Source organism: Arenibacter catalasegens, assembly GCF_002909235.1.
Lineage (GTDB): Bacteria > Bacteroidota > Bacteroidia > Flavobacteriales > Flavobacteriaceae > Arenibacter > Arenibacter catalasegens.
The window spans coordinates 42904-65205 of the sequence record NZ_PHQQ01000031.1 but is presented as its reverse complement, the minus strand read 5'-3'; the positions used below and the strand labels follow the sequence as shown (position 1 = coordinate 65205).

Sequence of the window (22302 nt, the reverse complement as noted above, 5' to 3'; positions counted from 1 at the left end):
ATGCGAATGAAGAGGTAATTAAGAAATACCTCCAAAACCAGGGAAAATCTCAATATAGCGTGATACATAAGAATCAATTACGTTTATTTTGATACCTCGATGGCTCTGCCTCGAGGTAGTTCATTGCATAAAACTTAGGAATGAATTGAGGCTTAATTTTAAAATCAATGTTTGTGGTCCTTTTCATAGTGCTCTTTTAAAATATCTTCCCCGTAATCATTCGTAAGATCACGAACTACTGTATGTACATGATTGGCGTCATTTTGTGTATTATCGTATTCTATAAGTAGGGTAGGACCATAAATTTGGAAATAATGGCCCTCACCAGGCTCTAGGCTACCGGCCCAGGCAAAATTTAAATTTTCTATACCAGCTTTGCTTATTTTATCCCTAAAACCTTCGGCAAATTCATGTTCATAATTGTTGATATACAGGTCCAATAGTTTCATAAAGGTCTTTTGCTGGGGTTTGGAGAGGCCCGTATATGAAAGCCCTAAAGGCGTTACCTGTTCCACTTTTCTTTTGGTCAAGGAAATAATATCTCTTGGGGCAACATCTGTAAATAATACGGTTTTTAACTGTTGCTCGGTCATTGAGTGTAAGAGGGCAAAACCGAGTTCTGCCTCTTTTTTGAGTACTTCTTTACCCTTGTATTCTGTGCTGCGTACAATACCTGGATTGGTCCCAAAAAAGGTTGGAGTTGAGGAGCTTAAAACACCATGGGCCGAAGTGAAATTTAAAGAAAGATGGTGGCCTTCAAATCGCCACCCCCAGGGTTTATCTTTTGATGGAATACCGAAAATTGAAAAGTGATAGTTGAGTGGGTCACGTCTGGGTCTGCCATCCGGCATTTTATCCGCGTCGTTATTTTCTATTATCCTGAGTACTTTTTCCAGTTCCATTATTTCCTGGGACTTATGAAAACCTTCCTCGCTCAAGGAAGCCCTTAGTAAGTCTAATGCTGCCTTTTTTTGTACTTCGTTAAAATCATGGAAGGTGGCTCCCTTTCTAGGAATGGGGACATAATTCATATTAAAACGTTCGGAATCCTCCAAAGAAAATAGGGTCTTGGATTTTATTTCCTCTGACAAACTGTTGACAAAAGTATCGGCCTTTTGCAAGACGTTCTGAGCGGGTAACATTCCAAAAAGGAATAGAATAAAAGTAGTATAGATTATTTTTTTTGGTGTCATTTTTGTAATTAAGTTTTTGATTATTTATTATGTTATTTTAAGCGATAACTTACGAATGCCAAACGGCTACTATCTGGAGACCAGGAAGGCACATTTAAAGTGCCTTGTCCACCAAATAATTTGGCAATAGTTTTAATTTCTTTGGTCTCAAGATTCATAAGTTGGAGCATAACATCCTTATTTGGAGGATGCAATTCTGCCTTAATTTTGGGTTCAAAGGAGATATAAACCAACCATTTTCCATCTGGGGACGGGTGGGCGAACCAGTCATGATAATCATCTGTGGTTAATTGTTCCTGTTCACTTCCGTCAGCCTTCATACGCCATATTTGCATGGTTCCGTTACGCGCAGAATTAAAGTAGATGTATTTTCCATCGGGGGAGTAATCAGGTCCGTCATCTAGTCCATCTGCTGTGGTCAATCTGGTTTCCGCACCCCCTGAAACGGGAATGGTGAAAATATCATAATTGCCATTTCGTTCAGCGCAATAAGCCAAAGTTTGTCCATCAGGAGACCATCCATGCCAATAGGAGGGACCATTGGACGTTATTTTCTTAGGAACTCCGCCTTCTATCGGGAGGGTGTAAATCAATGACTTTCCCGTTTCTGTCTGATCACTTATTACCAACAACTTACCATCAGGGGAAACTCCATGGTCATTATTGATTTTTTTTGCAAAATCTGTGGAAATTATTGTGGGATTACCCCCTTCAATAGGAATTTGGTATAGTAAGCCAGTACTGTTAAAGATTAAATTCTTCCCATCCGGTGTCCAATTTGGTGCATCCAAACGTTTTTCTGATTGTAGGATTACCTTTCGGTCCCAAGTGGCAATAGGAATAATTTCCAAAGTGCTTTCCAATTTTTTAAGCGAGTCTGGCCTGGATTTCAATTTTTCCAACACTACATTGGAGAACTTGGCAGTTTCTACTACTTCGTTATTATGGGAACAAACACCAAGTCCAATATAGAAAGGAGCTTTAAAAGGTACTTTAATGGCTCCCCCTGACGATTCTAACCCTCCTTCCCTCGCTCCAAGGGACATATATAGATATTCGCCTACTTTGTCTATACGGATACGTTTAGGAGATTTGATATTGGACTGAAGCTCCCGGGTAATATCTCCATCCACTTCCCTATATTGAATAGCTGTCATGCCATCGCCATGGACGGCCACATCAGCATAGGCTGAAGCGGGATCCAGGTTTTGCCGTATAATTAAACAGGCTTTTCTATGTGGGTCAACACCTTTGCCCAACCACTCAATATCCGCCGCAATAGCGACATCACCCGACATTTTTTTCCAAACATAATGTAGTTGATCGTTACTGAACCACATATTGGTCCCACTAGCTGAAATTGTATAGGTACTATCCAAAGGGTCGAATTTTAATGAACCCTTATGATTCACTTCTCCTATATCAGTATGGCCATGGAATATGCCTATATCTTTTTGGATTGTCCATGATATAATAATGGCGCCTAATAGGGTTAGGCATAGTATTATTTTTTTTATGGTCATTTTGGTTTGGATCAATAAGTAAGGAACTAAAGTTAGCTAAAAAACTCGGAACATACGATAGTTGAAACCATACAGACTTTGTATTTTTGTTCAAAAGTCAACTTTATGAATTCTCGGGAATCCCAATTACAAGCCTTTGATCGCCTACTCACAATTATGGATGAATTGAGAGCTCAATGTCCATGGGACAAAAAGCAAACAATGCAATCACTTCGTCATTTGACCATTGAAGAAACCTATGAATTGGGCGATGCCATTTTGGACAATGATTTGGAGGAAGTTAAAAAGGAACTTGGAGATGTTCTCCTGCATATTGTATTTTATGCTAAAATAGGCAGTGAAACCAATCATTTTGATATGGCGGACGTTGCCAATGAAATCTGTGATAAGCTAATCAATAGACATCCACATATTTATGGAGATGTGGTGGTGAAAAATGAAGAAGAAGTTAAGCAGAATTGGGAAAAAATAAAACTGAAGGAAGGCAAGAAGAGTGTTCTGGAAGGTGTTCCCAATGGACTTCCTTCCCTTGTAAAGGCCAATCGTATTCAGGATAAGGTTGCCGGAGTAGGGTTCGATTGGGAAAAACCTGAACAGGTATGGGAAAAAGTACAGGAGGAACTTGAGGAATTCCAGGAAGAAGTTAAGGATGGAAATGTGGATGCTATGGAGGCCGAGTTTGGGGATGTGCTATTCTCTATGGTAAATTACGCACGTTTTTTAAATATCAACCCGGAAAACGCACTTGAACGCACCAATAAAAAATTTATAAAAAGATTTCAATATTTGGAAAATAAAGCCAAGGAAAATGGTAAGGCCCTAAAAGATATGACATTGACAGAAATGGATGTTTTTTGGGAAGAAGCCAAGACCATCTAATTGCCTAATTATTCCAAGCATTTGTATTTTGGAACTACAATAAATTAAAAAATTACTGTAAATGTGGAGCCTTCTCCCACTTTACTGGATGCTGCAATGGAACCTCCCATAGCTTCGATTTGTATTTTGGTCATGTATAGTCCAACCCCTTTTGCGTCTGGATGGTGGTGGAATACTTTGTTTAAACCAAATAATTTATGCCCGTGTTTTTCCATGTTTATTCCAAGACCATTATCGGTTACCATAAATATCGTTTTACCATTTTCAATTTTGGATTCCAAATAAATTTCAGGGGTTCGATCTTGGGATTTATATTTAATGGCATTGGAAATTAAATTTAGAAAAATACTGTCGAGATATATGTCGTTATATACTACTGTAGGGGCTTTTGAGAAATTACTTTTTATTATGGCCCTGGATTGCATTATCTGACTCGATATTATTTCTTGGGTTTTGGTCAGTATTTTTTCAAACGATAATTCTTGAGTAACCTTGGTACTTTGGTCTGTAGTCTGGATTACTTCGACCAAGGTATTTAAGGTAGAGGAAAGGTGGCCGATAACTATTTCAAATTTCTCAAATAATTCGCTCCGTTCTTCCTCGCCTTCTGACTCTTTATAGAATTTGGACAGGGTTTGTAGGTTGGCTACAGGTGACCGTAAATTATGGGAGGTTATATGTGCGAAATCTGCCAATTGGCGGTTTTGGTTCGTAAGTTTTTTAGTGAGTACTTCAAGGTTTTCTTTCGCTTCAATTAACTTTTTACGGTTAATGACCCTTTCCGAAATGTCTGTGGCGACCCCTAGAAATCCGTTTATAGCTCCATTATGGCCCTTAATAGCAGTTGTAATTAATTGTACTGGGAAATGTGAACCGTCTTTACGGACATAGGTCCACTCCATGGATTCAAAACTATCGCGCCTTGCATGTTCAACAAAAACATCGAAGCCACTTAGAGTTTTGCCAAATAAATCTGACAACTCCTTGCCATGGTTTTCCACCTCTTCGCGCACATGTATAATTTCTGGGGTTTTTTTTCCGATCATTTCGGAAGCTGAATATTGCAATAAGTTCTCGGCGCCTTTGTTAAAATGGGTTATTAATCCATTCATATCGGTTCCGATAATGGAAATAGGGCTTACATTAAAAATGGCTGTTAGTTCCCCATTGGCCCTGTTTAGGGCATTTTCCGAAACTTTAATATCATTGATGTTATGGAATACCCCATACAGTCTTATACATTGGCCATTTACCATTTCAGGCTGACCTATGGCACGTGCCCAACGGCTATTTCCTTTTGCGGTGATAAGTTCTATTTCCACATCATAGGAGATTCCCTTTTCAATAGCATTGTTCACTGCTTTTTGAATTTTGTCCCTACTTTCCCCTTCCTTAAAAAAGTTAATGGCTGTTTCAAGTACTGGCACATAATTATGGGGCACCTCATGAATTTCACAGGTTACTTTGCTCCAGAGGATTTTTCCGTTAATGGTATCAATTTCCCAAGTGCCAATCCGAGCTACTTGGTTGGCTTTGTCCAATATTTGCTCGATCCGGAATTTCTCCTTTTCCTTCTCCTTTATATAGGTAATGTCCGAAGTATAAATTAATATTCCTCCTATTTCTTTTTTCGAATTGTACCAAGGCCTTATGTCCCAAGTAAGCCACTGGACACGTCCATCTGGCCAAATATACTCGGTTTCATCTTCATTGTGAATGGCCCCGGCAAGACAATCCCGGTGGATTTTCTTCCATTTTTCTTCAAGCTCCGGAAAAATCTCGTAAAGGGATTTGCCTATAATTGCTATGTCCAATAGATGGTAGTCTTTGCGCCATTGTCTTGAAGCGGCTAGGAATCCCATATTATTGTCGAACATGGCCATGGCATTGGGAGCCTGATCTATAAATATTTTTTTATATTCCCCTTCTACCTCAAGGTCAGCCTGTAAGGCAATTACCTGTTCCATTTTTTTATGAGCCGTATTGTTGGAAGCTTCCAGGGCCTTGTTGGCAAAATGTAAGGATTTGGACTTTTCCTTCAGCTTTTTTATCAATGGTAAAAAGACTAGAATAAATTGACCAATGATTACCAATGTCACGATAAGAGCAATTGGATAAGTGATTCTGTAAAGATTTTTTAGATTCTTCTCAGCTGTTTTTTGATATGCTAAGACTATATTGTCCATACTTGTCAAAACCAGTGATTCTTCCCGTCTTATGGTATTAATATTGGCGCCAAGAACATCAGGATTATTGGGATTATTGAGAATTTTAAGGGCAGCATTCAATAATTTAGTGGTACTTGGCCGCGAGGCAGTAAATAAGGCGTCAATTTTATCAGAATTGGGAAGACCTCGGTTGGCGGCAATTAGGTAATTATGATTATTTTGCCATTCCGTGGTTAAAGCCCTTAGACTATCGAGATAAACTTTATTGGTATTAACGCCTAGGTCTAAGTTTAAAGCAAACACATGTTTCGAGATACGCTGGCTTAGCATGCGCTGTCTTCCTGCGATGTTAATTATATTTACATCCGAAGTCAGAATGTTTATTCGATTCTGAAATACAATGACAGCTAAAATTACAATTAGTACAATGGTGGTAATAAAGAGGAAATACCTCTTTTTTGTGGATTTTTCAAGTTTATCCATATGGGGGAATTTTTTTACACCTTATATATAGGTCGATGTGCCAAAAGAGTGGGTTGGGTAGTAATTGTCCTTCAAATACCGTATCAAAAACCCAATAATATGCTCCTTGGCCCCCATATTGTATGATGGTTTTTCAATATAGGGTATTTTTTTTGCATTCTAAAATACTTTTCTTGCACTTTGAAGCTGTGGTAAAATTCTTGAATCGAAATTTAAAAAGATAAAACAGGAAGATTGGTGACATTGGTCATTTAAAATTATTTTACTTTTGGTTAAGTAACTAATTTCACGGAACCCAATAGGGTTCGTTTCAAAATTATGGTATTAAATGGAAAAATCTATTGTTCTAATACCAAAGCTAACCCCTATATTTGACCCTTCAAATTAAAGTATCTTGTTACAGAAATATACAAAGGAGTTTCGTTATAATTTATCCCTTTCCTTTCCCGTTATTTTAGGAATGTTGGGCCATTCGTTTGTACAATTTGCCGATAATATTATGGTGGGTCAATTGGGAACGGCTGAATTGGCGGCAGTTTCCTTGGGTAATAGTTTTGTATTTATAGCCATGTCATTGGGTATTGGATTTTCTACAGCCATTACTCCCTTGGTCGCAGAGGCAGATGGGGCAGGCAATGCTATTGATGGAAAGAGCGCACTTAAACACGGATTATTACTGTGTACCATACTCGGATTTTCACTTTTTGGCATTATAGTATTGGCCAAGCCGCTAATGCATCTCATGAAGCAACCTCCTGAGGTGGTGGAATTGGCCATGCCCTATATGGACCTGGTGGCCTTTTCTTTGGTTCCGTTAATTATTTTCCAAGCATTTAAGCAGTTCTCTGAGGGTCTATCTCAGACCAAATACCCTATGTATGCCACCATTATTGCAAATTTCGTAAATATACTACTAAATTACTTGCTTATTTTTGGCTCATGGGGATTCCCAAAAATGGGTATCGTAGGAGCTGCGTGGGGTACTTTGATTTCCCGTATCATTATGGTAATTTTTCTTTGGGTGCTACTAAAGAACAGAAAGAAATTCCACGACTATGTCACGGGATTTAATTTTAAAATTATAGAAAAAAAGGTCATGAAGAAAATAATTGACCTTGGATTTCCTTCTGCCTTACAGATGTTCTTTGAAGTGGCCATATTTACGGCGGCTATTTGGCTAAGCGGTGTTTTGGGTAAGAATTCACAAGCGGCCAACCAAATTGCGCTTAACCTAAGTAGTATGACCTTTATGGTGGGTATGGGATTAGGTGTCGCTGCCATGATCCGTGTGGGAAATCAAAAGGGATTAGGGAATTTTAAGGATTTAAGGCGCATTGCACAATCTATTTTTCTTCTCACTCTGATATTGGAAATTATATTTGCCATATCCTTTGTTCTGCTAAAGGACTGGCTGCCCACCATATATTTAGATCTTGGTGATGCAACCAATATGGCCGATAATACCGAGGTAGTGCTCATTGCGGCACAATTGGTTTTAATAGCTGCGGTATTTCAAATTTCCGATGGTTTGCAAGTGGTGGTACTAGGTGCCCTTAGGGGGATGCAAGATGTTAAGATACCTACTATGATTACCTTCGTGGCCTATTGGTTGATCGGTTTCCCTATTAGCTTTTATCTGGGAATATATACTCCTTTGCAAAGTAAGGGGATATGGATCGGACTATTGGCCGGACTTACGGCATCTGCGATAATGTTGTATATTCGATTTAATTATTTGACCAAAAAAATGATCGAATAAAGTAGTATTATAAGTTAAATTAAAAAAGTAAAAAGAACTCTATCAGCCAGTAAAGTACAATTTTCAGGATGGCGATATTTAGATAAAAGGATATACTATGGAATTTCCAAAATTTTTATTAGGTGATAATACAGATTATCCAACGGCGATATTTGTGGTACATACAGAATACCCAAGATTCATAATCAACCTAGAAAATGATGAGGTAGAATGGTTAGAAGATTTTACCCAAGAAGATGAAAAGGAATTGGAAGAAGAAGCCGAAAATCTAATTGTACAAGCTACGGCTTTTTATGACCGGGAAATTTCACGTTATGAAGAGTAAGTTATGGTAGACCAATTGGTGCATTACGATAAGGAGTTGTTTCTGTTTCTTAATAATTTAGGAACTGCACAGTGGGATGGTTTTTGGCTTTTTATGACCAATAAATGGAGTTCCATTCCTCTTTATGCCCTATTGGGGTTTTTCACCTATCGGGCCTTTGGGCTAAAGCGACTTTTAATGACCATGGTGGCTATTGCCTTACTAATTTTGGTTACGGATCAATTGGCAAATTTCTTTAAGTACGGTGTCCAACGGTTAAGGCCATGTCACGATCCAACAATAAATGGGCTTATGCGCTTGGTGAAAGCTTCCTGTGGGGGAAAATTTGGATATTTCTCTGCCCATGCCGCCAATTCTTTTGCAGTGGCTATTTTCTTCACTTTTATATTACGTTCCAAATATAAATTTATTGGAATATTTCTAATAGTTTGGGCACTAGTGGTTGCCTATAGCCGCATTTATATTGGTGTGCACTTTCCATTGGATGTAATCACAGGAATACTAATTGGAACCTTCTTAGGGGGACTGTTTCTGCAGCTATTTTCAAAGTTGGTATCCAAACAATCGTTGATATAAAACTGTTGTTTGGACTACTATTGGACCTATTTGGAAATGGAAAGCTATGGTCTAATTATTTTCCTGTTTCGGCTCAAAGATTTCTTTGTTCAACGGGCCAAGGAAAATCAAGAAAAAGATAGCCCCAAAAGCCAGTTCGTATACCTCCCATTTTCGACTTGCCGGATTAAGGGCGACAAAAATAGTAGTCACTAAAAAGGCGATGGTATGGTGCCACTTTACAATAGGAACTGCAAATGTATTTGCCAAATCCTTAAACCAATTTAATTTTCTAAAGAGTATAGGGGTAATTATTAGGTAAAGAAACATGATTAGGAAGAGGAATTGACTGAAGATGATTTTATTTATTTTCTTTTCACCTACCACTAGATTATGCAGATTTGTTTCCCCTTGGGCGTTGTTCTCTATAAAAAATTCGCTCGATTCAACACCAAAAATTCGTTGTCCCCATGATATTTCTTCCCCTGCGGCAAATAGGAATAAAGCCAAAAAAAGAAAGGTACCCAGTTTCCACAACATCCTTTTGGAATCCCATAAGCTTATTAAGTGGTATAGGGAGAGTACAAATATGCCAAATAGCATTATGGCGGTTCCCCATTCCACAGGACCGTCTTCTTGGGCGTAATTAACGTCAAAATAAATATCGTCACTAAGCCCTAAGAACAGACCTATCAGGACTATCACGGCTAAAATACCGTATCCTATTTTTTCAAATTTTGTAAAGATGTTCATCATCGTTTTTCAACTATATATAAATTACTTATCAAACGGTTTTTATGTCCTTTGGTGCCTGGGTCGGCATTATAATTTAGGTCGTACACGGTCTTTAGCGTTAGCCGATATTCGGGGTCAAAGATACGTTTAAATTCATTTTCTTCGACTGGAATTACCAGAACGGCAAACTTTTCACCTTCGGGAATTATAATTTCCTCTTCCCCTTTTAGTACGGGGATTGAGGTACCATAATCCCAAACCATTTCTGGTGCTATTTCACCAAAGCAATAAGTTTCTATACCCTCTTGTTGCATAGTAGACTTTAGGTTAGAGATGCTACTAAAGTGTGAATTTTTATCCATAGCGCCGGACAGTGGCAATGCTAAGGATTTTATGGCGCCTACAAGGGCAATAGTCAACAAAAAGCAGCTAAAAAGCTGTTTCTTTTTTAATTGGAAAAATAGTAAAATTCCTATGGTGAAAATTACAGAGGAAGATAGAATGAAGTAGCCCCAAAATTCACTTAAGCCATCCTTCAGGATAAAGTAGGCCACAAATGGAAAAGCAAGACCTATGAGCGCTATTAAACCAAAATGAAAATACACTGGTATTTTTTCTTTCAGGTTAAGGGAGCTATTAAAGTTGTTAATTATATATTCCACATAGAACCCAGTATTCAGGGCAAGGGGAATTAATACGGGTACTAGGTATCTAGCTTTTTTTTCGGGGATGATAGAGAGTAGAACTACGGAAAAAAGGGTCCATAAAAAGGTAAACAGATACTTTTTTTTATCGCTTACCCTATCTTTAAGATATGGATATATAAGCCCAATTAAGGCCGGGATAGTCCAAATTCCACTCTGTATAAAAAAGCTCCAATAATAATAGAAGGGACGAACATTATAACTGGACCAATTGGCTGTTTCTCTTTTGGTTATTGCTAGGAAGGCGTTGGGATCGGCCAGGCGCACATACAAGAACCACCATAGTCCAATAACGCTGGCCAATATGACCATGACAATCATGGGTATATATTTTTTGTGGGTCCCAAAGCCCTTATATTTAAATACAAACCCATAGGATAGGAGGAAAGGTAATAAGAGACCGTAAACAGAAACGGGTCCCTTGCTCATGAAAGACAAGCCTATAAAGAGTGCTGCAAGTATGCTGTTCTTCCATTTGTTCTCGGCATGTTCAAAGAAAATATATAAAAAATAGATACTTGCCAGCATAAATCCATGGGTGTAAATATCCCAAGGAGCCTCAATGGTAATGACGATAACATAGAATGAACTTAATAAAATGAGGGCATTTATAAGGGCATGGATTTTATTGTTCAATAATTTCAAAGAGAATAGATACCCTATATATCCCAAAATCATGGCCATCAACATGGTAGGAAGACGCAGTCCGACTATGTTTTCCATTCCAAATATAAATCCAAAGAGGGCAGTAATCCAGCTAGGTAAAGGCGGTTTCTCATATCTAGGAAGGTCATTCATGGTTGTTAATAACCAATTGCCATCAATAATCATTTCCCTTGCGGTAATGAAGTTTCTAGCCTCCATGATCGTGACGGGAATAACATTCAATTGAAATAGAAAAATTGAGGTTCCCGCTAGGAAGATCAACGAGATAGGATTATTTTTCAACCACATCATGAACTTCATTTTTAAGGATAAATAAATTTCTTAAATAAACGATCAAACCTAAGGTATGGCCTGCAAATAGGACAGGATCTCTTCTGAAAATGGCGTAAGTAAGAATTAAAGATGCCCCTACCAAACTAAGGAGCCAAAAACCAAAAGGAAGGCTTGAAGTTTTCTTTTTCTCGGAATAAAGCCATTGAAATACAAACCTAAAGGTGAAAATTACCTGAGCAATACTTCCCATTAGCAGCAACCAAGTTGGTATGTTTTCGTTGTGGAAGAAATCCCTAAGGTCATACGAATTGTTGTTATAACCATAAATAATAATTAAAACAGGGAAAATCCAAAGGAATACCCTAAATGCCCTGGGCAGTTTGGTCCATTCACCTTGTAATTGAATGTTACGGATATAAATAAAATAGGTGATCGCCTGTCCGAGCATTATTGCAAAATCATCTCGAAGCCATCCGTACACGAACAATAGAAAAGAGGCCAATAAACTTAGCTGCCAAAAAAGTCTTGGGGTAAGAACTTTTTTATTTTTTTCCGATATTACCCATTGCACTACCATTCTACTGGAAAATAATATTTGGGCTACAAAGCCAATTGCATAAACCATCCAATCTGCCATCTATCCTATTTTCTCTACCTGATAGTTAATATATTTTTTCTTCATCCATAAATAGGCAAAACAATCCATTAACGGACCTAATAATCTATTCCACAGACCAAAATTTGCTGTTCCGGCCATACGAGGGAAGTGTCTAATTGGAATTTGTACTATGGTACCATTTTGCAACAAGATCATGGCGGGTAAAAATCGATGTAAACCTTTAAACATGGGAATTCTTTTGGCAAAATCCGTTTTTATCACCTTCAAGGGACAGCCTGTATCGTCCATTCCATCATGTGTAAATGCTTTACGTATGCCATTGGCAATGGCAGAAGAGGAATTCTTTATGAAAGAATCCTTTCTATCTGCCCGTACACCGGTTACCAAATCGAATTGATCTATATGTTCCAAAAGTAAGTTGAAATCTTCTGGGGAGGTTTGTAGATCAGCGTCAATATACCCCACCAAAGGTGTGTCTACGTGGTCAAAACCAGCTTTTATGGCCGCACTTAATCCTTTGTTCTGTGTGAATTTAACAAAACCAAAGTCTTCATTGCGTTGGCAAATAGTTTCTATAAATTGCTGACTTTTATCCTTTGAACCATCGTTTACGAACAGTACTTTGGCCTTTTTAGTGCAAATTGCCAAGTAGTCCTTCAGTTCTTTTTCAACACGTTCCAAATTATCTTCTTCATTGTAGACAGGAATAATTATGGTGAATTCGTAATTCATTTTGTACAAGGATAATTGCTTTTCTAGCTAAAATTTAAAGGTCCAAAGATAATCAACTTTGTTAACCTATACCTAATTGGACCGTTCATCTTATTATTAAGAAACACTGGTATATAGTTCCAAATTATTTATGGACACATATCACTTCTTCGTGTTGTTTAGATTTCGTTGCTGTCTTTTTGCCAAAAGTATGTCTTTAGGGTACTTTGGCCAGATTTAACAATTCCTCGGCAGCAGTGAATGGGGATATTTTTCCATCAATTACTTTTTGGACCATTATATCTAAATGGAGTTTTATTTTTTTATTTCCGTAAAACTGTTGTTTTAGTTGATCCTCGATGGTCTGCAGCAACCAGTATTTGTTTTGCATTCGCCGTTTTGTGGTAATATGCTGCATACCTGGGGTGTTGTCCATATAGGTTTGAATAAGTTTCCATATTTCAGATATTCCCGTCTTTTGTAGGGCAGAGCAACTAAGTACCTCCGTGATCCATCCGTTTTCCTTGGGTGGATAGAGATGTAAGGCCTTGGAAAATTCGGCTTTGGCCAATTTGACTTGTTCAATATTGTTGCCATCTGCCTTGTTGATAACTATAGCATCGGCCATTTCCATGATGCCCCTTTTTATCCCCTGAAGTTCATCTCCTGCACCGGCCAATTTCAAAAGCAAAAAGAAATCCACCATTCCATGAACCGCTGTTTCACTTTGGCCTACCCCGACTGTTTCCACCAAAATAGTATTGAATCCTGCTGCCTCACAGAGAATTATGGTTTCTCTGGTTTTTCTGGCAACGCCACCCAAAGAATGACCGGTAGGGGAGGGACGAATAAAGGCATTCTTATCTTTGACCAATTCTTGCATTCGAGTCTTATCACCCAAAATACTACCTTTACTAATTGAGCTGGAAGGATCTACAGCTAGTACGGCAACTTTTTTTCCCATGCCGGTAAGGTAGGAGCCAAAGGTCTCTATAAAGGTACTTTTTCCGACCCCTGGAACTCCAGTAATTCCAATGCGTATGCTGTTACCACTATGAGGCAAACATTGGTCTATGATTGTGTTTGATTTTTGAAAATGGGCACTGTTGGTGCTTTCAACCAAAGTAATGGCCCTAGCCAAAGCGGCAATATCCCCGTTTAAGACACCTTGGGTAAGTTCAGCTACGGACGGACTCATTTTTCTAAAAGATTTAATCATAGAAATGCTCTTCCCTTCAATATTTTTGTTGTTGGCCAAACTTATTTCTCAATGGGAACGCTAACCTTTGTTTTATCCCAAGCTAGGCTTAGGTAAAGCTGTTCAGCCTCATCAAAATCTATGGTGAGACTTTCTATCGTTTGTGGCAATTGTTGGACCGGGACATTAATTTGAACCACATCTGTTTCTGGATTTCTAGTGGTTTCTTTTCCCCCACTTAAAATGGTAACTCCCCATTCTTCGATTTCACTATTGAATATAAAGCTCCAAGTCTCCTTCCCGGGAATAGTCCACATGGAATAACTTCCGGAAGGCAGGCTTTTACCCCCAATATTAATGTTGGTAGCTGTGGTAAAGGTGGTAGGCTCATTGGCCCCAGTTCTCCAAACTTCGTCATATGGTACCAATTCGCCAAAAATTACACGATCCTTTTTAAACGGACTACTGTATTTTACACTTAAGTCCATTCCATTTTTATCATATGTGGCGGTTTTCTCAGGACTATTCTTTTTGGTCTGTTCCCTTAAATAGGATTTACCAAATAAAAAGAATGCCAATATTAGTACTACGATAACGACTAGAAGCCATTTAAGAAATTTCATCTCTTTAGTTTTTTAAGGTTAGCTTGTCCTAAATTACAAAACCAAATTTAAATTCGGTCTCATTATGATAGGTTTCTCCCGGTTGTAAAATGCTGTTTGGGAAATGGGGTTGGTTGGGAGCATCGGGAAAATTTTGTGTTTCAAAACAAATAGCGGCAAACGCAGGCGGAGTATAGACAACTACACCAGCTTGGTCGGTGATTACCTCCATGGAAAGTCCCGATTTATCTGAAGTTAGTAAAGTGTTTTCCATTAAGGTGGGATCCAATACAAATGGGGTATCCAAACGCACTTCACCAATCTTCTTCATCTTTAAGAAATCGTATTTGGTATTTTTAACCGAAACTAATTTTCCGGTAGGTAGCAATTTTGCATCCGTTTCAAGGTATTCAGGGCAAGACAATCTTAGTTGGTAATGGTCTATTTTGTCCTCACCGTCCAAATTAAAATAGGAATGGTTGGTTAGGTTAACTGGTGTCGCTTTATCCGTTGTTGCCTGATGTATAATAAATAGGGAGGAACCAACCAACTTATAGGTTACAGTAGTTTTTAGGTTTCCGGGATAGCCCTCTTCCTGATCTTTACTAAGATAGCTCAGCTTTACAAATGGGTTTTCTCCATCATGTACTTGGTCTATAGTCCAATACCTTTTCCCAAACCCCTGTTTACCACCATGCAAATGCACCCCATCCTTAGAAAAGATCGGATAATTAGTATTGCTGATTTGAAAACTGCCGTTCGAAATTCTACCGGCATATCTGCCAATACACGCTCCTAGAGACTTGTTATCAGTTAAATATTGTTCGGGTTCCTCTAAACCAATGACCACATTGGTGTCCACTCCATTTTTATTTTTTAAAATTAGCTTTTGGATTATAGCCCCATAATCCAGGACAGTCAAGGTTATGAAATTGTTTTTTATTGTAACTTGATTCAATGTATTTCTTTTTAAGATTTACAATAAAAATACTCTTTTTTGCAACATTACTATGCTTCCTAAGCAAAGGGTATCATATAAACAAGAATAGTGGCAAGTCTATTATCATTAATTCTAAATATACGGAAGTAGTTTTGCAGAAGTGTACTTCGGTTTTATTTAAAATAAAAAGGGGATTTTCATTTGAAAATCCCCTTTTTGTATCACTGTAATCCTAAAATTATAATTTAGGCTCCCAACCATTTTGGTATTCCCTTTTCCAATGGGACATGGCCTCATCATCATTTTTAACCTTACCTGTAATAGGGTCAATATTAATGGTCCTTCCTACATCCTGGGCAATATTCCCTAAATGACAGAGCATTGTAGAAATACTGGCATCTTTAATGTCGGAATTCAAGGAGGTGTCCTTACGAATGGCATTGAAGAAATTATGAATGTGATTTACATCCAGTCCGCCCATACCCATCGTATTGGTGGTTGCACTTTCAACCCCTTCTTCCACTTTCTTTATCAAACTGCCATCAAGATTATAAAGGTTGTATTCATTTCTACTTAGTGTAATTGTACCTTTGCTTCCATAAATGGTTGCTCCCCTTCCTGGTTGCTCTGGTTTGATCAAGCCTCTGCTATGACCGGTCCAGGTAATAAATTTATCAGCACCATATTTAAAAGTTACTTGTTGGTTATCCACAAACTCCCAATCATCCTTAAAGGTATACTTTCCGCCAAAAGAGTTTACGCTATCGGGAAGGTCAACACCAAGTGCCCATCGGCAAATATCGATTTCGTGTGTACCGTTATTGTGTATTTCCCCGGTTCCCCAATTACGGAACCAATGCCAGTTGTAGGGGTGAATATTGTCACGATAAGCTTCCCTAGGCGCTGGTCCTTGCCATAAATCCCAGTCCAAGGTATTTGGAACCTCAATTTTATTGCCTATTCCAATTGAACCTCTATTGCTGGAATAATAGGCTTCTCCCTTATATACTTCGCCAATGATTCCTTCCCTTATCTCTTTAACGGCCAAGGCAGAACTTTGGGCGGAACGCTGTTGGTTACCCATTTGGACTTTTTTGCCATATTTTTTTTGTGCAGCAACCAAAAGCTCATTTTCATGTGGATTGTGACTACATGGTTTTTCTACATAAACATGCTTGCCTGCCTGTAAAGCCATGATGGCCATAGGGGCATGCCAATGTTCTGGTGTGGCTATGAAAACGGCATCAACTTTCTTATCCTCTAGGACTTTTCTAAAGTCTTTTTCTACTTTTGGGACATATCCTATATTCTCTTTACACCATACATTGTGTTCCTCTAGGATTTTGTCGTCCACATCACAACTATAAATTATTTTGGCGTTGGGGTCTTGATTAATAGCAACAAAGTGGGCCTTGGCCCTGCTTCTTACCCCTATGACCGCAACATTTAATTTATCGTTGGCGCCTAAAATATTACCGTAACTAATACTTGGCATAACTAATCCACCCAAACTAAGGGCTGCACTTCCCGCTGCCGTTTTTTTGATAAAATCTCTTCTCGTTTTCATCTATTCGTTTTTGTTTATGCTTTTAATTTTAATGTTTTTGAACGATACCCTATCTCCATGATCCTGAAGAAGGATGTGTCCTTGATCACCTTCCCCAAAATTTGGCCATTTTACGTATTTGCTTTCAGCTACCAATTTGCGATAGTCGTCACTTTTTCTTTCATATTCCAATACTTTGGTTCCATTTAGCCAATGTTCAACGTGGTTGTCGATCGATTTAATGTGGGCAGTATTCCATTCCCCAATTGGATTGATAGGCTTGTTTATGTCGGCCTGTATAAGGTCATATAGCGAAGCTACCGTTCTACTACCATCGTGATTGCCCAATTTTGCATCTGGGTGGCGCTCATCATCCAATATTTGATATTCCAGTCCTATAGAAGAACCCGGGCCTTTGTTTAGATCCGTATTTACATAGTATTTTATCCCACTGTTGGCACCTTCCGTAAGTTTAAAATCTAATTTTAATTCAAAATCACCATAAAGGTCTGTGGTAACAATATCTCCACCAGCAGCGGATTCCTCGCCACCTGAAGGCAATACGGTAAGCACACCGTCCTCTATTTTCCATCCGGAATCAGGAAAACCATCTAAACGGGCACCTCTCCATCCATTGGTAGTTTCCCCGTCCCATAACAATTTCCAATTGTCTTTTTCTTCACCAACTGTAAGCTTGTTCTTGGTGATAATTGGTGTCAAGGGCGATTTTTTGGAATAAGTTTCCAGGTTGTCGGTAAGGATTTTGACGTTCTTCCAAACAATTTGGGTTCCTTCGGTTTTGTCTTTTCCAATACCGTGTACCTGAAGTGCAATAAAACCACTAGCTGTTTTATCATCGATCAGATAGGAAGCAGGTACGTCGTTGATCCAAGTTTTTAAGGTATCCCCTATAGCTTCAATTCTGTAATGGTTCCACTCATTTTGTTTAAAGGCTTTTTGCGCATTAGGGTTACCGTCTAAAGGATTTAACCAACCCCGTCTGCCCTCGTCATAAATACCGGCACTCCAAGCTCTTTCTGAGGGATCTATTTCAATCTGGTATCCATGTACTCTACCGTTCATATAAGTAGGAATACTATTGCTTCTAATCTGGATACCAGAATTCATTGATGGATCTACTTTATAGTCCAATTCCAATATAAAATCCCCATACATTTTGTCAGTGGTCATAAAGGAGTTGGGAGTGTTATGAACGGTGGTTCCAACTATGGTACCATCAACGACTTCATATTTTGCTACTCCTCCTTTTTGGTTCCAGCCGTTAAGGGTCTTGCCATCGAATAAGTTTACCCACGGAGTGTTGTCTTTTTCTGTTCCTGCACAACCTATTAATAAGGATGCCAAAAGTAGGAAGGCAAAAAAAGAGGATTGGATTTTTGATCTTGATTTCATTTTAATATCTTATTTTTTATCATGTGAGGCTGAAAGGTATAAAAAAGTGATTAATTATAGCCTTGTACTGATGAAAAGTGCCTTAACATTTAGTTAAAATAGCGTAAAAAAAGGGCCGCTAACTAGAAGTGTGGCGGCCTAATTTAAAAATATACTTTTTAATATGTCCCTATTGAAGTGGTCTACTAAATACATTTAACCATGTAAACAATCGTTTAGTACGTGATCAAAATTAATGGGCCTGATCCTTTAACAACTCTGGAAATTTTGCTTGAAATCGCTCCAATCTAGGAACCGATACGTTTCTGATATAGGAATTGTTAGGATTGTTTTTCTCATAATCCTGATGATAGTCCTCGGCATCATAAAAGATAGTAAAGGGTTTTACTTCTGTAACTATTGGAGCCGAATAGACCTTTTCCTTATTCAATTTAGAAATATATTCGTTTATAATCTTCTTCTCGGAATTACTTTTATAGAATGCGATTGACCGGTATGGGGCTCCTTTGTCCGGTCCCTGCCTATTTAGTGTAGTAGGGTCATGTGACCCAAAAAACACTTTCACCAAGGTCTCAAAAGAAATTACTTTTGGGTCATAGTATACTTCTACAGCTTCGGCATGGGTAGTTCGGCCATAACCCACGTCCTCATAGGTGGGGTTTTTTTCCTTACCGCCCGAATAACCGGAGACAACTTCCTTAACACCTTTCACACTTTCAAAAATTGCCTCTACACACCAAAAACAACCGCTGGCAAAATAAGCGGTTTCATATTGTTGGAGCTGATTAGCTGTTAACTCGGCTATTATTTCACTCTTTTGTTCCGACTTTTGTTCCGATTTGGTTTTGGACTGGCAACTAATAGTACTAAATCCTAAAACCGCAAGTAGTGTAATCTGTAATAGTTTCATAGTAAAAATTTCTTAATGTTATAATGTTCCATTTTCTAAATCTGTTATTCTAGGTTGCTAAAAGCTTATAGCAATACAAAAATCCCGCCATGCTAATATAGTGCAGTTTTGATTTGACACTTTTAATTGAACTTTATTTCTCCTTAGTGTTTGCAACTCCAAAATACTTACGGGATTTCTCCTTAAAAGGTTTGAAATATCATTTTTATTAGTGAGACACCTATTTCAAAAGCCTCATGCGCGTTGAAAGGTGATAGTCGAACGTACCCCGCCTTTTTGGTGGGGTTTCTGGTTTAATCCCACTTACCCTTGGGAGGAATCTTAAAGGGGACCAGTGCTTGCCCTGGGGTTTAGTACCATTTATTATGTATTTGAATAAGTGTACAGACCTATTGGGTAATAATATTTAATTCGTTTAACAATGGCCATACAAGATATATTATGGTTGTAAGTAATTAATTATAGTAGAGTTTTTATTACAAAACTTGAGAGGTTATTGGTTTTTAGGCCTGGAGTGCTATAAGAATTACCGATTAAATACCGATATCATCGATTACCGATTCATGACCCTATTTTCATTCACCGAGCATTTTCTGCACTTTAACGAGAGATTTGTCAGATACCGAAAAATAAGGGGTTTAAACGATTTGTGATCTATGTCAAGGTGCATGTGGCGTTAAATTTACATAACAAAACAACGCAACATGAAAACGCTTTTAACTTTAATTTTTGTTCTTTTTATCGGAGTAGCTGCACAAGCCAACAATGTTGAGCAGGAAGTGAAAGTTGAAACTGTTACCATGAGTATTGTTACTTCTACTGCAAATGAAGTTTCTGTTAAAAATGAAAACAAAGTAGCTCGCTTGTACATGTTCAAAAACTCTAGGGTTAAAAAAGAATTGTCTTTCTCTACCAAATTGAACAAAGCTAAATTGGCTTAATAAGATTTTTTTTAAAGAATTTTTATCCCCTGAAAAAGTAGTGGTATTTCATCTACTTCCAGAGAGCAGGTAATTTGTAGTTGTAAAGAGAGGTTTGACCTTATTATATATAGGATACACAAATACCATGGTAATTACTAAGGATAATCCCGAAACCCATTTACACCTAATACCTGCATTTGGAATTGAAGCTTGGAGTTTTGTATTTATGATACTGTAGATTATCGGTACATCACACCTTTAAGTAATTACTATTTATAAGTTTTTTACTACTAAAATTGACTGAAAACGATTTTAAGGACCTAATATATTGTAAGAATTACCGATTAAATACCAATATCATCGATTAGCGATTCACGACCCTATTTTCATTCACCGAGCATTTTATGCACTTTAACGAGAGATTTGTCAGATACCGAAAAATAAGGGGTTTAAACGATTTGTGACCTATGTCAAGGTGCATGTGGCGTTAAATTTACATAACAAAACAACGCAACATGAAAACGCTTTTAACTTTAATTTTTGTTCTTTTTATCGGAGTAGCTGCACAAGCCAACAATGTTGAGCAAGAAGTGAAAGTTGAAACTGTTACCATGAGTATTGTTACTTCTACTGCAAATGAAGTTGCTGTTAAAAATGAAAACAAAGTAGCTCGCTTGTACATGTTCAAAAACTCTAGGGTTAAAAAAGAATTGTCTTTCTCTACTAAATTGAACAAAGCTAAATTGGCTTAATCTTATCCTTCTTTTAAAATCTATTAAACTTTAGGATTGTTGATACTTCTATGTTCTCTTCCAAAATTTGACCTTAAGAAAATAGACCAAAGTTAATATTGCAATATAAACCCCAAACCCAATAACCTCCTTGGGTTCGAGATTGGATAGTAACCAAACAATAATAAAAATCGACAGTATGGGTACCAAATAACCTCCGGGTATCCTAAATTCATTTTTTGTTTGTTTTCCTGCTTCCCTCCTTGATTTAATAACTGAAAGTATTACTCCTAAATATACCAAAAGGATAGATGAACTTGAGATAACGGCCAATTGAGCAAAACCTCCTAAAGTAGCCAATAGAAACCCTATGCCTGTATAGGCTATTATTGCAATGTAAGGGGTAGAAAATCTACGATGTATTTTAGCGAGTGACTTAAGTGGTAGGACATCATCCTTAGCGGCTCTAAATAATACCCTGGGGACACTTAAAATCTCACTACTTAAATTTCCCAGCATAGAAATGGCGGCACCTACTGTAATTATTGTAAAACCAATAGGTCCAAAAACATGTTGGGCTACCATACTTAATGGATTTTCAGTATAAGTCGACAAAGAGGCTCCTAGCACTCCTTGCGAAACTGTTTGGATAAGGATATAGAGTATTAAAACCCCTATGATACTTATAAATATTGCTTTTGGAATCGTCTTATTGGGTTTTTTTACTTCCCCACATATAGATAAACCTGTTTCTGCCCCTTGAAATGCAAAAAACAGAATAAGTGATATAGCACCAACTTCAGAAATTGTTGGGGTCGAATTGATTATAAGATTATCAAATGAAACATGGCCCCAAGAAAAGAAGACCAATAATAAAAGTGGGATTAGTTTGGTAAGGGTTATTGTTTTTACCAAGACCATTCCCTCTTTAATACCTCTCACGTTAATATATCCTAAACCGGCAAAGAGGACAAAGAAAACTAATTTCCTAACGGAGTCCGATTTGAAAACGGGAAAAATTGCACCTAATACATCTACCAATGCATTGGCAACGGCCCCATCAGCAGATAAAGCAGAAAGTACAAAAAGAATTACCGTTAGAAAACCAAAATAGGGTCCAAAAGTAGATTCAATATAAGTGTAGGCTCCACCTGAAGTAGTTACTTTGCTTCCAATTTCGGCAAAACAGAGCATTACCAAGGTAATTAACAGACCACAAAACAAATAGGCGTAAATACTGGAAGTACCTAGTCCTGCTGCCACTATGGCGGGGAGTGCAAAGATACCGGCACCGATCATAATATTAACCAAGTTTGCACTAAGGCCCAAAACTCCAACTTCTCTTTTTAAATATTCATCGGTTTTATTCATTGGTTACCGTAGTTTGGAATTTTTTAAACACACGCTTTGTAAGCTCTATTGACCTAAAGTAACACTTTTAAAGCA

The 22302-nt window shown here is 37.9% G+C and carries 20 protein-coding genes; 6 read left to right on the top strand and 14 right to left on the bottom strand.

Annotated features, from left to right (window positions below; translation table 11 throughout):
- Nucleotides 1-164 precede the first annotated feature (164 nt).
- Together CWD90_RS20060 and CWD90_RS20055 are read right to left on the bottom strand one after the other, a co-directional pair.
- Nucleotides 165-1193, bottom strand: coding sequence for a DUF3500 domain-containing protein (locus tag CWD90_RS20060; RefSeq protein ID WP_205161281.1), 1029 nt, complete (start codon nucleotides 1191-1193; stop codon nucleotides 165-167).
- Nucleotides 1194-1225: 32 nt separating this feature from the next.
- Nucleotides 1226-2716, bottom strand: coding sequence for a TolB family protein (locus CWD90_RS20055; RefSeq protein ID WP_103477845.1), 1491 nt, complete (start codon nucleotides 2714-2716; stop codon nucleotides 1226-1228).
- Nucleotides 2717-2821: 105 nt separating this feature from the next.
- Between CWD90_RS20055 and mazG the strand changes: the two genes are divergently transcribed.
- Complete coding sequence (gene mazG, locus CWD90_RS20050; protein ID WP_103477844.1) at nucleotides 2822-3595, top strand: nucleoside triphosphate pyrophosphohydrolase; 774 nt, start codon at nucleotides 2822-2824, stop codon at nucleotides 3593-3595.
- A gap of 44 nt (nucleotides 3596-3639) precedes the next feature.
- On the opposite strand, the gene CWD90_RS20045 is transcribed toward mazG, so the two are convergent.
- A complete protein-coding gene (locus CWD90_RS20045; RefSeq protein ID WP_103477843.1) occupies nucleotides 3640-6246 on the bottom strand; it encodes a PAS domain S-box protein in 2607 nt (868 codons plus the stop codon).
- Between the two features lie 394 nt (nucleotides 6247-6640).
- Between CWD90_RS20045 and CWD90_RS20040 the strand changes: the two genes are divergently transcribed.
- The 3 genes from CWD90_RS20040 (at nucleotide 6641) to CWD90_RS20030 (ending at nucleotide 8906) form a co-directional block, all read left to right on the top strand.
- Complete coding sequence (locus CWD90_RS20040; protein WP_103477842.1) at nucleotides 6641-8005, top strand: MATE family efflux transporter; 1365 nt, start codon at nucleotides 6641-6643, stop codon at nucleotides 8003-8005.
- A 97-nt stretch (nucleotides 8006-8102) separates the two neighbouring features.
- Nucleotides 8103-8330 carry a hypothetical protein gene (locus tag CWD90_RS20035; RefSeq protein ID WP_103477841.1) on the top strand — a complete coding sequence of 76 codons (228 nt, stop codon included), beginning with the start codon at nucleotides 8103-8105 and terminating at the stop codon, nucleotides 8328-8330.
- Nucleotides 8331-8333: 3 nt separating this feature from the next.
- On the top strand, nucleotides 8334-8906 hold the full coding sequence (locus tag CWD90_RS20030) for a phosphatase PAP2 family protein (RefSeq protein WP_103477840.1): 573 nt from the start codon (nucleotides 8334-8336) through the stop codon (nucleotides 8904-8906).
- A 51-nt stretch (nucleotides 8907-8957) separates the two neighbouring features.
- On the opposite strand, the gene CWD90_RS20025 is transcribed toward CWD90_RS20030, so the two are convergent.
- From CWD90_RS20025 to msrA, 10 genes are all read right to left on the bottom strand, one after another.
- Nucleotides 8958-9641, bottom strand: coding sequence for a hypothetical protein (locus CWD90_RS20025; protein WP_239986575.1), 684 nt, complete (start codon nucleotides 9639-9641; stop codon nucleotides 8958-8960).
- The gene (locus CWD90_RS20020; RefSeq protein WP_103477838.1) at nucleotides 9638-11281 is read right to left on the bottom strand and encodes an ArnT family glycosyltransferase; all 1644 of its coding nucleotides are present in this window, start codon (nucleotides 11279-11281) and stop codon (nucleotides 9638-9640) included. The genes CWD90_RS20025 and CWD90_RS20020 overlap by 4 nt, the downstream gene beginning before the upstream one ends.
- On the bottom strand, nucleotides 11262-11900 hold the full coding sequence (locus tag CWD90_RS20015) for a lipid-A-disaccharide synthase N-terminal domain-containing protein (RefSeq protein ID WP_103477837.1): 639 nt from the start codon (nucleotides 11898-11900) through the stop codon (nucleotides 11262-11264). The genes CWD90_RS20020 and CWD90_RS20015 overlap by 20 nt, the downstream gene beginning before the upstream one ends.
- Nucleotides 11901-12614, bottom strand: a complete 714-nt coding sequence (locus CWD90_RS20010; RefSeq protein ID WP_103477836.1) for a glycosyltransferase — start codon at nucleotides 12612-12614, stop codon at nucleotides 11901-11903.
- A gap of 196 nt (nucleotides 12615-12810) precedes the next feature.
- Nucleotides 12811-13791 carry a methylmalonyl Co-A mutase-associated GTPase MeaB gene (meaB, locus tag CWD90_RS20005; protein WP_394335827.1) on the bottom strand — a complete coding sequence of 327 codons (981 nt, stop codon included), beginning with the start codon at nucleotides 13789-13791 and terminating at the stop codon, nucleotides 12811-12813.
- A 62-nt stretch (nucleotides 13792-13853) separates the two neighbouring features.
- Nucleotides 13854-14414: a DUF2911 domain-containing protein gene (locus tag CWD90_RS20000; RefSeq protein WP_103477835.1), complete on the bottom strand. Its 561-nt coding sequence runs from the start codon at nucleotides 14412-14414 to the stop codon at nucleotides 13854-13856.
- Nucleotides 14415-14442: 28 nt separating this feature from the next.
- Nucleotides 14443-15351 (bottom strand): aldose epimerase family protein, encoded by a 909-nt coding sequence (locus CWD90_RS19995; RefSeq protein ID WP_103477834.1) that lies wholly within the window; start codon nucleotides 15349-15351, stop codon nucleotides 14443-14445.
- Nucleotides 15352-15571: 220 nt separating this feature from the next.
- A complete protein-coding gene (locus CWD90_RS19990; protein ID WP_103477833.1) occupies nucleotides 15572-16900 on the bottom strand; it encodes a Gfo/Idh/MocA family oxidoreductase in 1329 nt (442 codons plus the stop codon).
- A complete protein-coding gene (locus CWD90_RS19985; RefSeq protein WP_103477832.1) occupies nucleotides 16901-18292 on the bottom strand; it encodes a 3-keto-disaccharide hydrolase in 1392 nt (463 codons plus the stop codon). It lies immediately after the preceding gene.
- 232 nt (nucleotides 18293-18524) lie between these two features.
- On the bottom strand, nucleotides 18525-19202 hold the full coding sequence (gene msrA, locus CWD90_RS19980; RefSeq protein ID WP_103477831.1) for a peptide-methionine (S)-S-oxide reductase MsrA: 678 nt from the start codon (nucleotides 19200-19202) through the stop codon (nucleotides 18525-18527).
- Between the two features lie 704 nt (nucleotides 19203-19906).
- Between msrA and CWD90_RS19975 the strand changes: the two genes are divergently transcribed.
- Nucleotides 19907-20143 (top strand): hypothetical protein, encoded by a 237-nt coding sequence (locus CWD90_RS19975; RefSeq protein ID WP_103477830.1) that lies wholly within the window; start codon nucleotides 19907-19909, stop codon nucleotides 20141-20143.
- A 497-nt stretch (nucleotides 20144-20640) separates the two neighbouring features.
- On the top strand, nucleotides 20641-20877 hold the full coding sequence (locus CWD90_RS19970; protein WP_103477829.1) for a hypothetical protein: 237 nt from the start codon (nucleotides 20641-20643) through the stop codon (nucleotides 20875-20877).
- Between the two features lie 48 nt (nucleotides 20878-20925).
- Here the strand turns inward: CWD90_RS19970 and CWD90_RS19965 are convergent, their stop codons facing one another.
- Complete coding sequence (locus CWD90_RS19965; protein WP_103477828.1) at nucleotides 20926-22227, bottom strand: APC family permease; 1302 nt, start codon at nucleotides 22225-22227, stop codon at nucleotides 20926-20928.
- Nucleotides 22228-22302 lie beyond the last annotated feature (75 nt).

What these genes read in the sequence shown, in the direction of transcription:
- CWD90_RS20060 (WP_205161281.1), bottom strand. Translation starts at nt 1,193, where the DNA reads ATGACACCAAAAAAAATAATCTATACTACTTTTATTCTATTCCTTTTT.
- CWD90_RS20055 (WP_103477845.1), bottom strand. Translation starts at nt 2,716, where the DNA reads ATGACCATAAAAAAAATAATACTATGCCTAACCCTATTAGGCGCCATT.
- mazG (WP_103477844.1), top strand. Translation starts at nt 2,822, where the DNA reads ATGAATTCTCGGGAATCCCAATTACAAGCCTTTGATCGCCTACTCACA.
- CWD90_RS20045 (WP_103477843.1), bottom strand. Translation starts at nt 6,246, where the DNA reads ATGGATAAACTTGAAAAATCCACAAAAAAGAGGTATTTCCTCTTTATT.
- CWD90_RS20035 (WP_103477841.1), top strand. Translation starts at nt 8,103, where the DNA reads ATGGAATTTCCAAAATTTTTATTAGGTGATAATACAGATTATCCAACG.
- CWD90_RS20030 (WP_103477840.1), top strand. Translation starts at nt 8,334, where the DNA reads ATGGTAGACCAATTGGTGCATTACGATAAGGAGTTGTTTCTGTTTCTT.
- CWD90_RS20025 (WP_239986575.1), bottom strand. Translation starts at nt 9,641, where the DNA reads ATGATGAACATCTTTACAAAATTTGAAAAAATAGGATACGGTATTTTA.
- CWD90_RS20020 (WP_103477838.1), bottom strand. Translation starts at nt 11,281, where the DNA reads ATGATGTGGTTGAAAAATAATCCTATCTCGTTGATCTTCCTAGCGGGA.
- CWD90_RS20015 (WP_103477837.1), bottom strand. Translation starts at nt 11,900, where the DNA reads ATGGCAGATTGGATGGTTTATGCAATTGGCTTTGTAGCCCAAATATTA.
- CWD90_RS20010 (WP_103477836.1), bottom strand. Translation starts at nt 12,614, where the DNA reads ATGAATTACGAATTCACCATAATTATTCCTGTCTACAATGAAGAAGAT.
- meaB (WP_394335827.1), bottom strand. Translation starts at nt 13,791, where the DNA reads ATGAGTCCGTCCGTAGCTGAACTTACCCAAGGTGTCTTAAACGGGGAT.
- CWD90_RS20000 (WP_103477835.1), bottom strand. Translation starts at nt 14,414, where the DNA reads ATGAAATTTCTTAAATGGCTTCTAGTCGTTATCGTAGTACTAATATTG.
- CWD90_RS19990 (WP_103477833.1), bottom strand. Translation starts at nt 16,900, where the DNA reads ATGAAAACGAGAAGAGATTTTATCAAAAAAACGGCAGCGGGAAGTGCA.
- CWD90_RS19985 (WP_103477832.1), bottom strand. Translation starts at nt 18,292, where the DNA reads ATGAAATCAAGATCAAAAATCCAATCCTCTTTTTTTGCCTTCCTACTT.
- msrA (WP_103477831.1), bottom strand. Translation starts at nt 19,202, where the DNA reads ATGAAACTATTACAGATTACACTACTTGCGGTTTTAGGATTTAGTACT.
- CWD90_RS19975 (WP_103477830.1), top strand. Translation starts at nt 19,907, where the DNA reads ATGAAAACGCTTTTAACTTTAATTTTTGTTCTTTTTATCGGAGTAGCT.
- CWD90_RS19970 (WP_103477829.1), top strand. Translation starts at nt 20,641, where the DNA reads ATGAAAACGCTTTTAACTTTAATTTTTGTTCTTTTTATCGGAGTAGCT.
- CWD90_RS19965 (WP_103477828.1), bottom strand. Translation starts at nt 22,227, where the DNA reads ATGAATAAAACCGATGAATATTTAAAAAGAGAAGTTGGAGTTTTGGGC.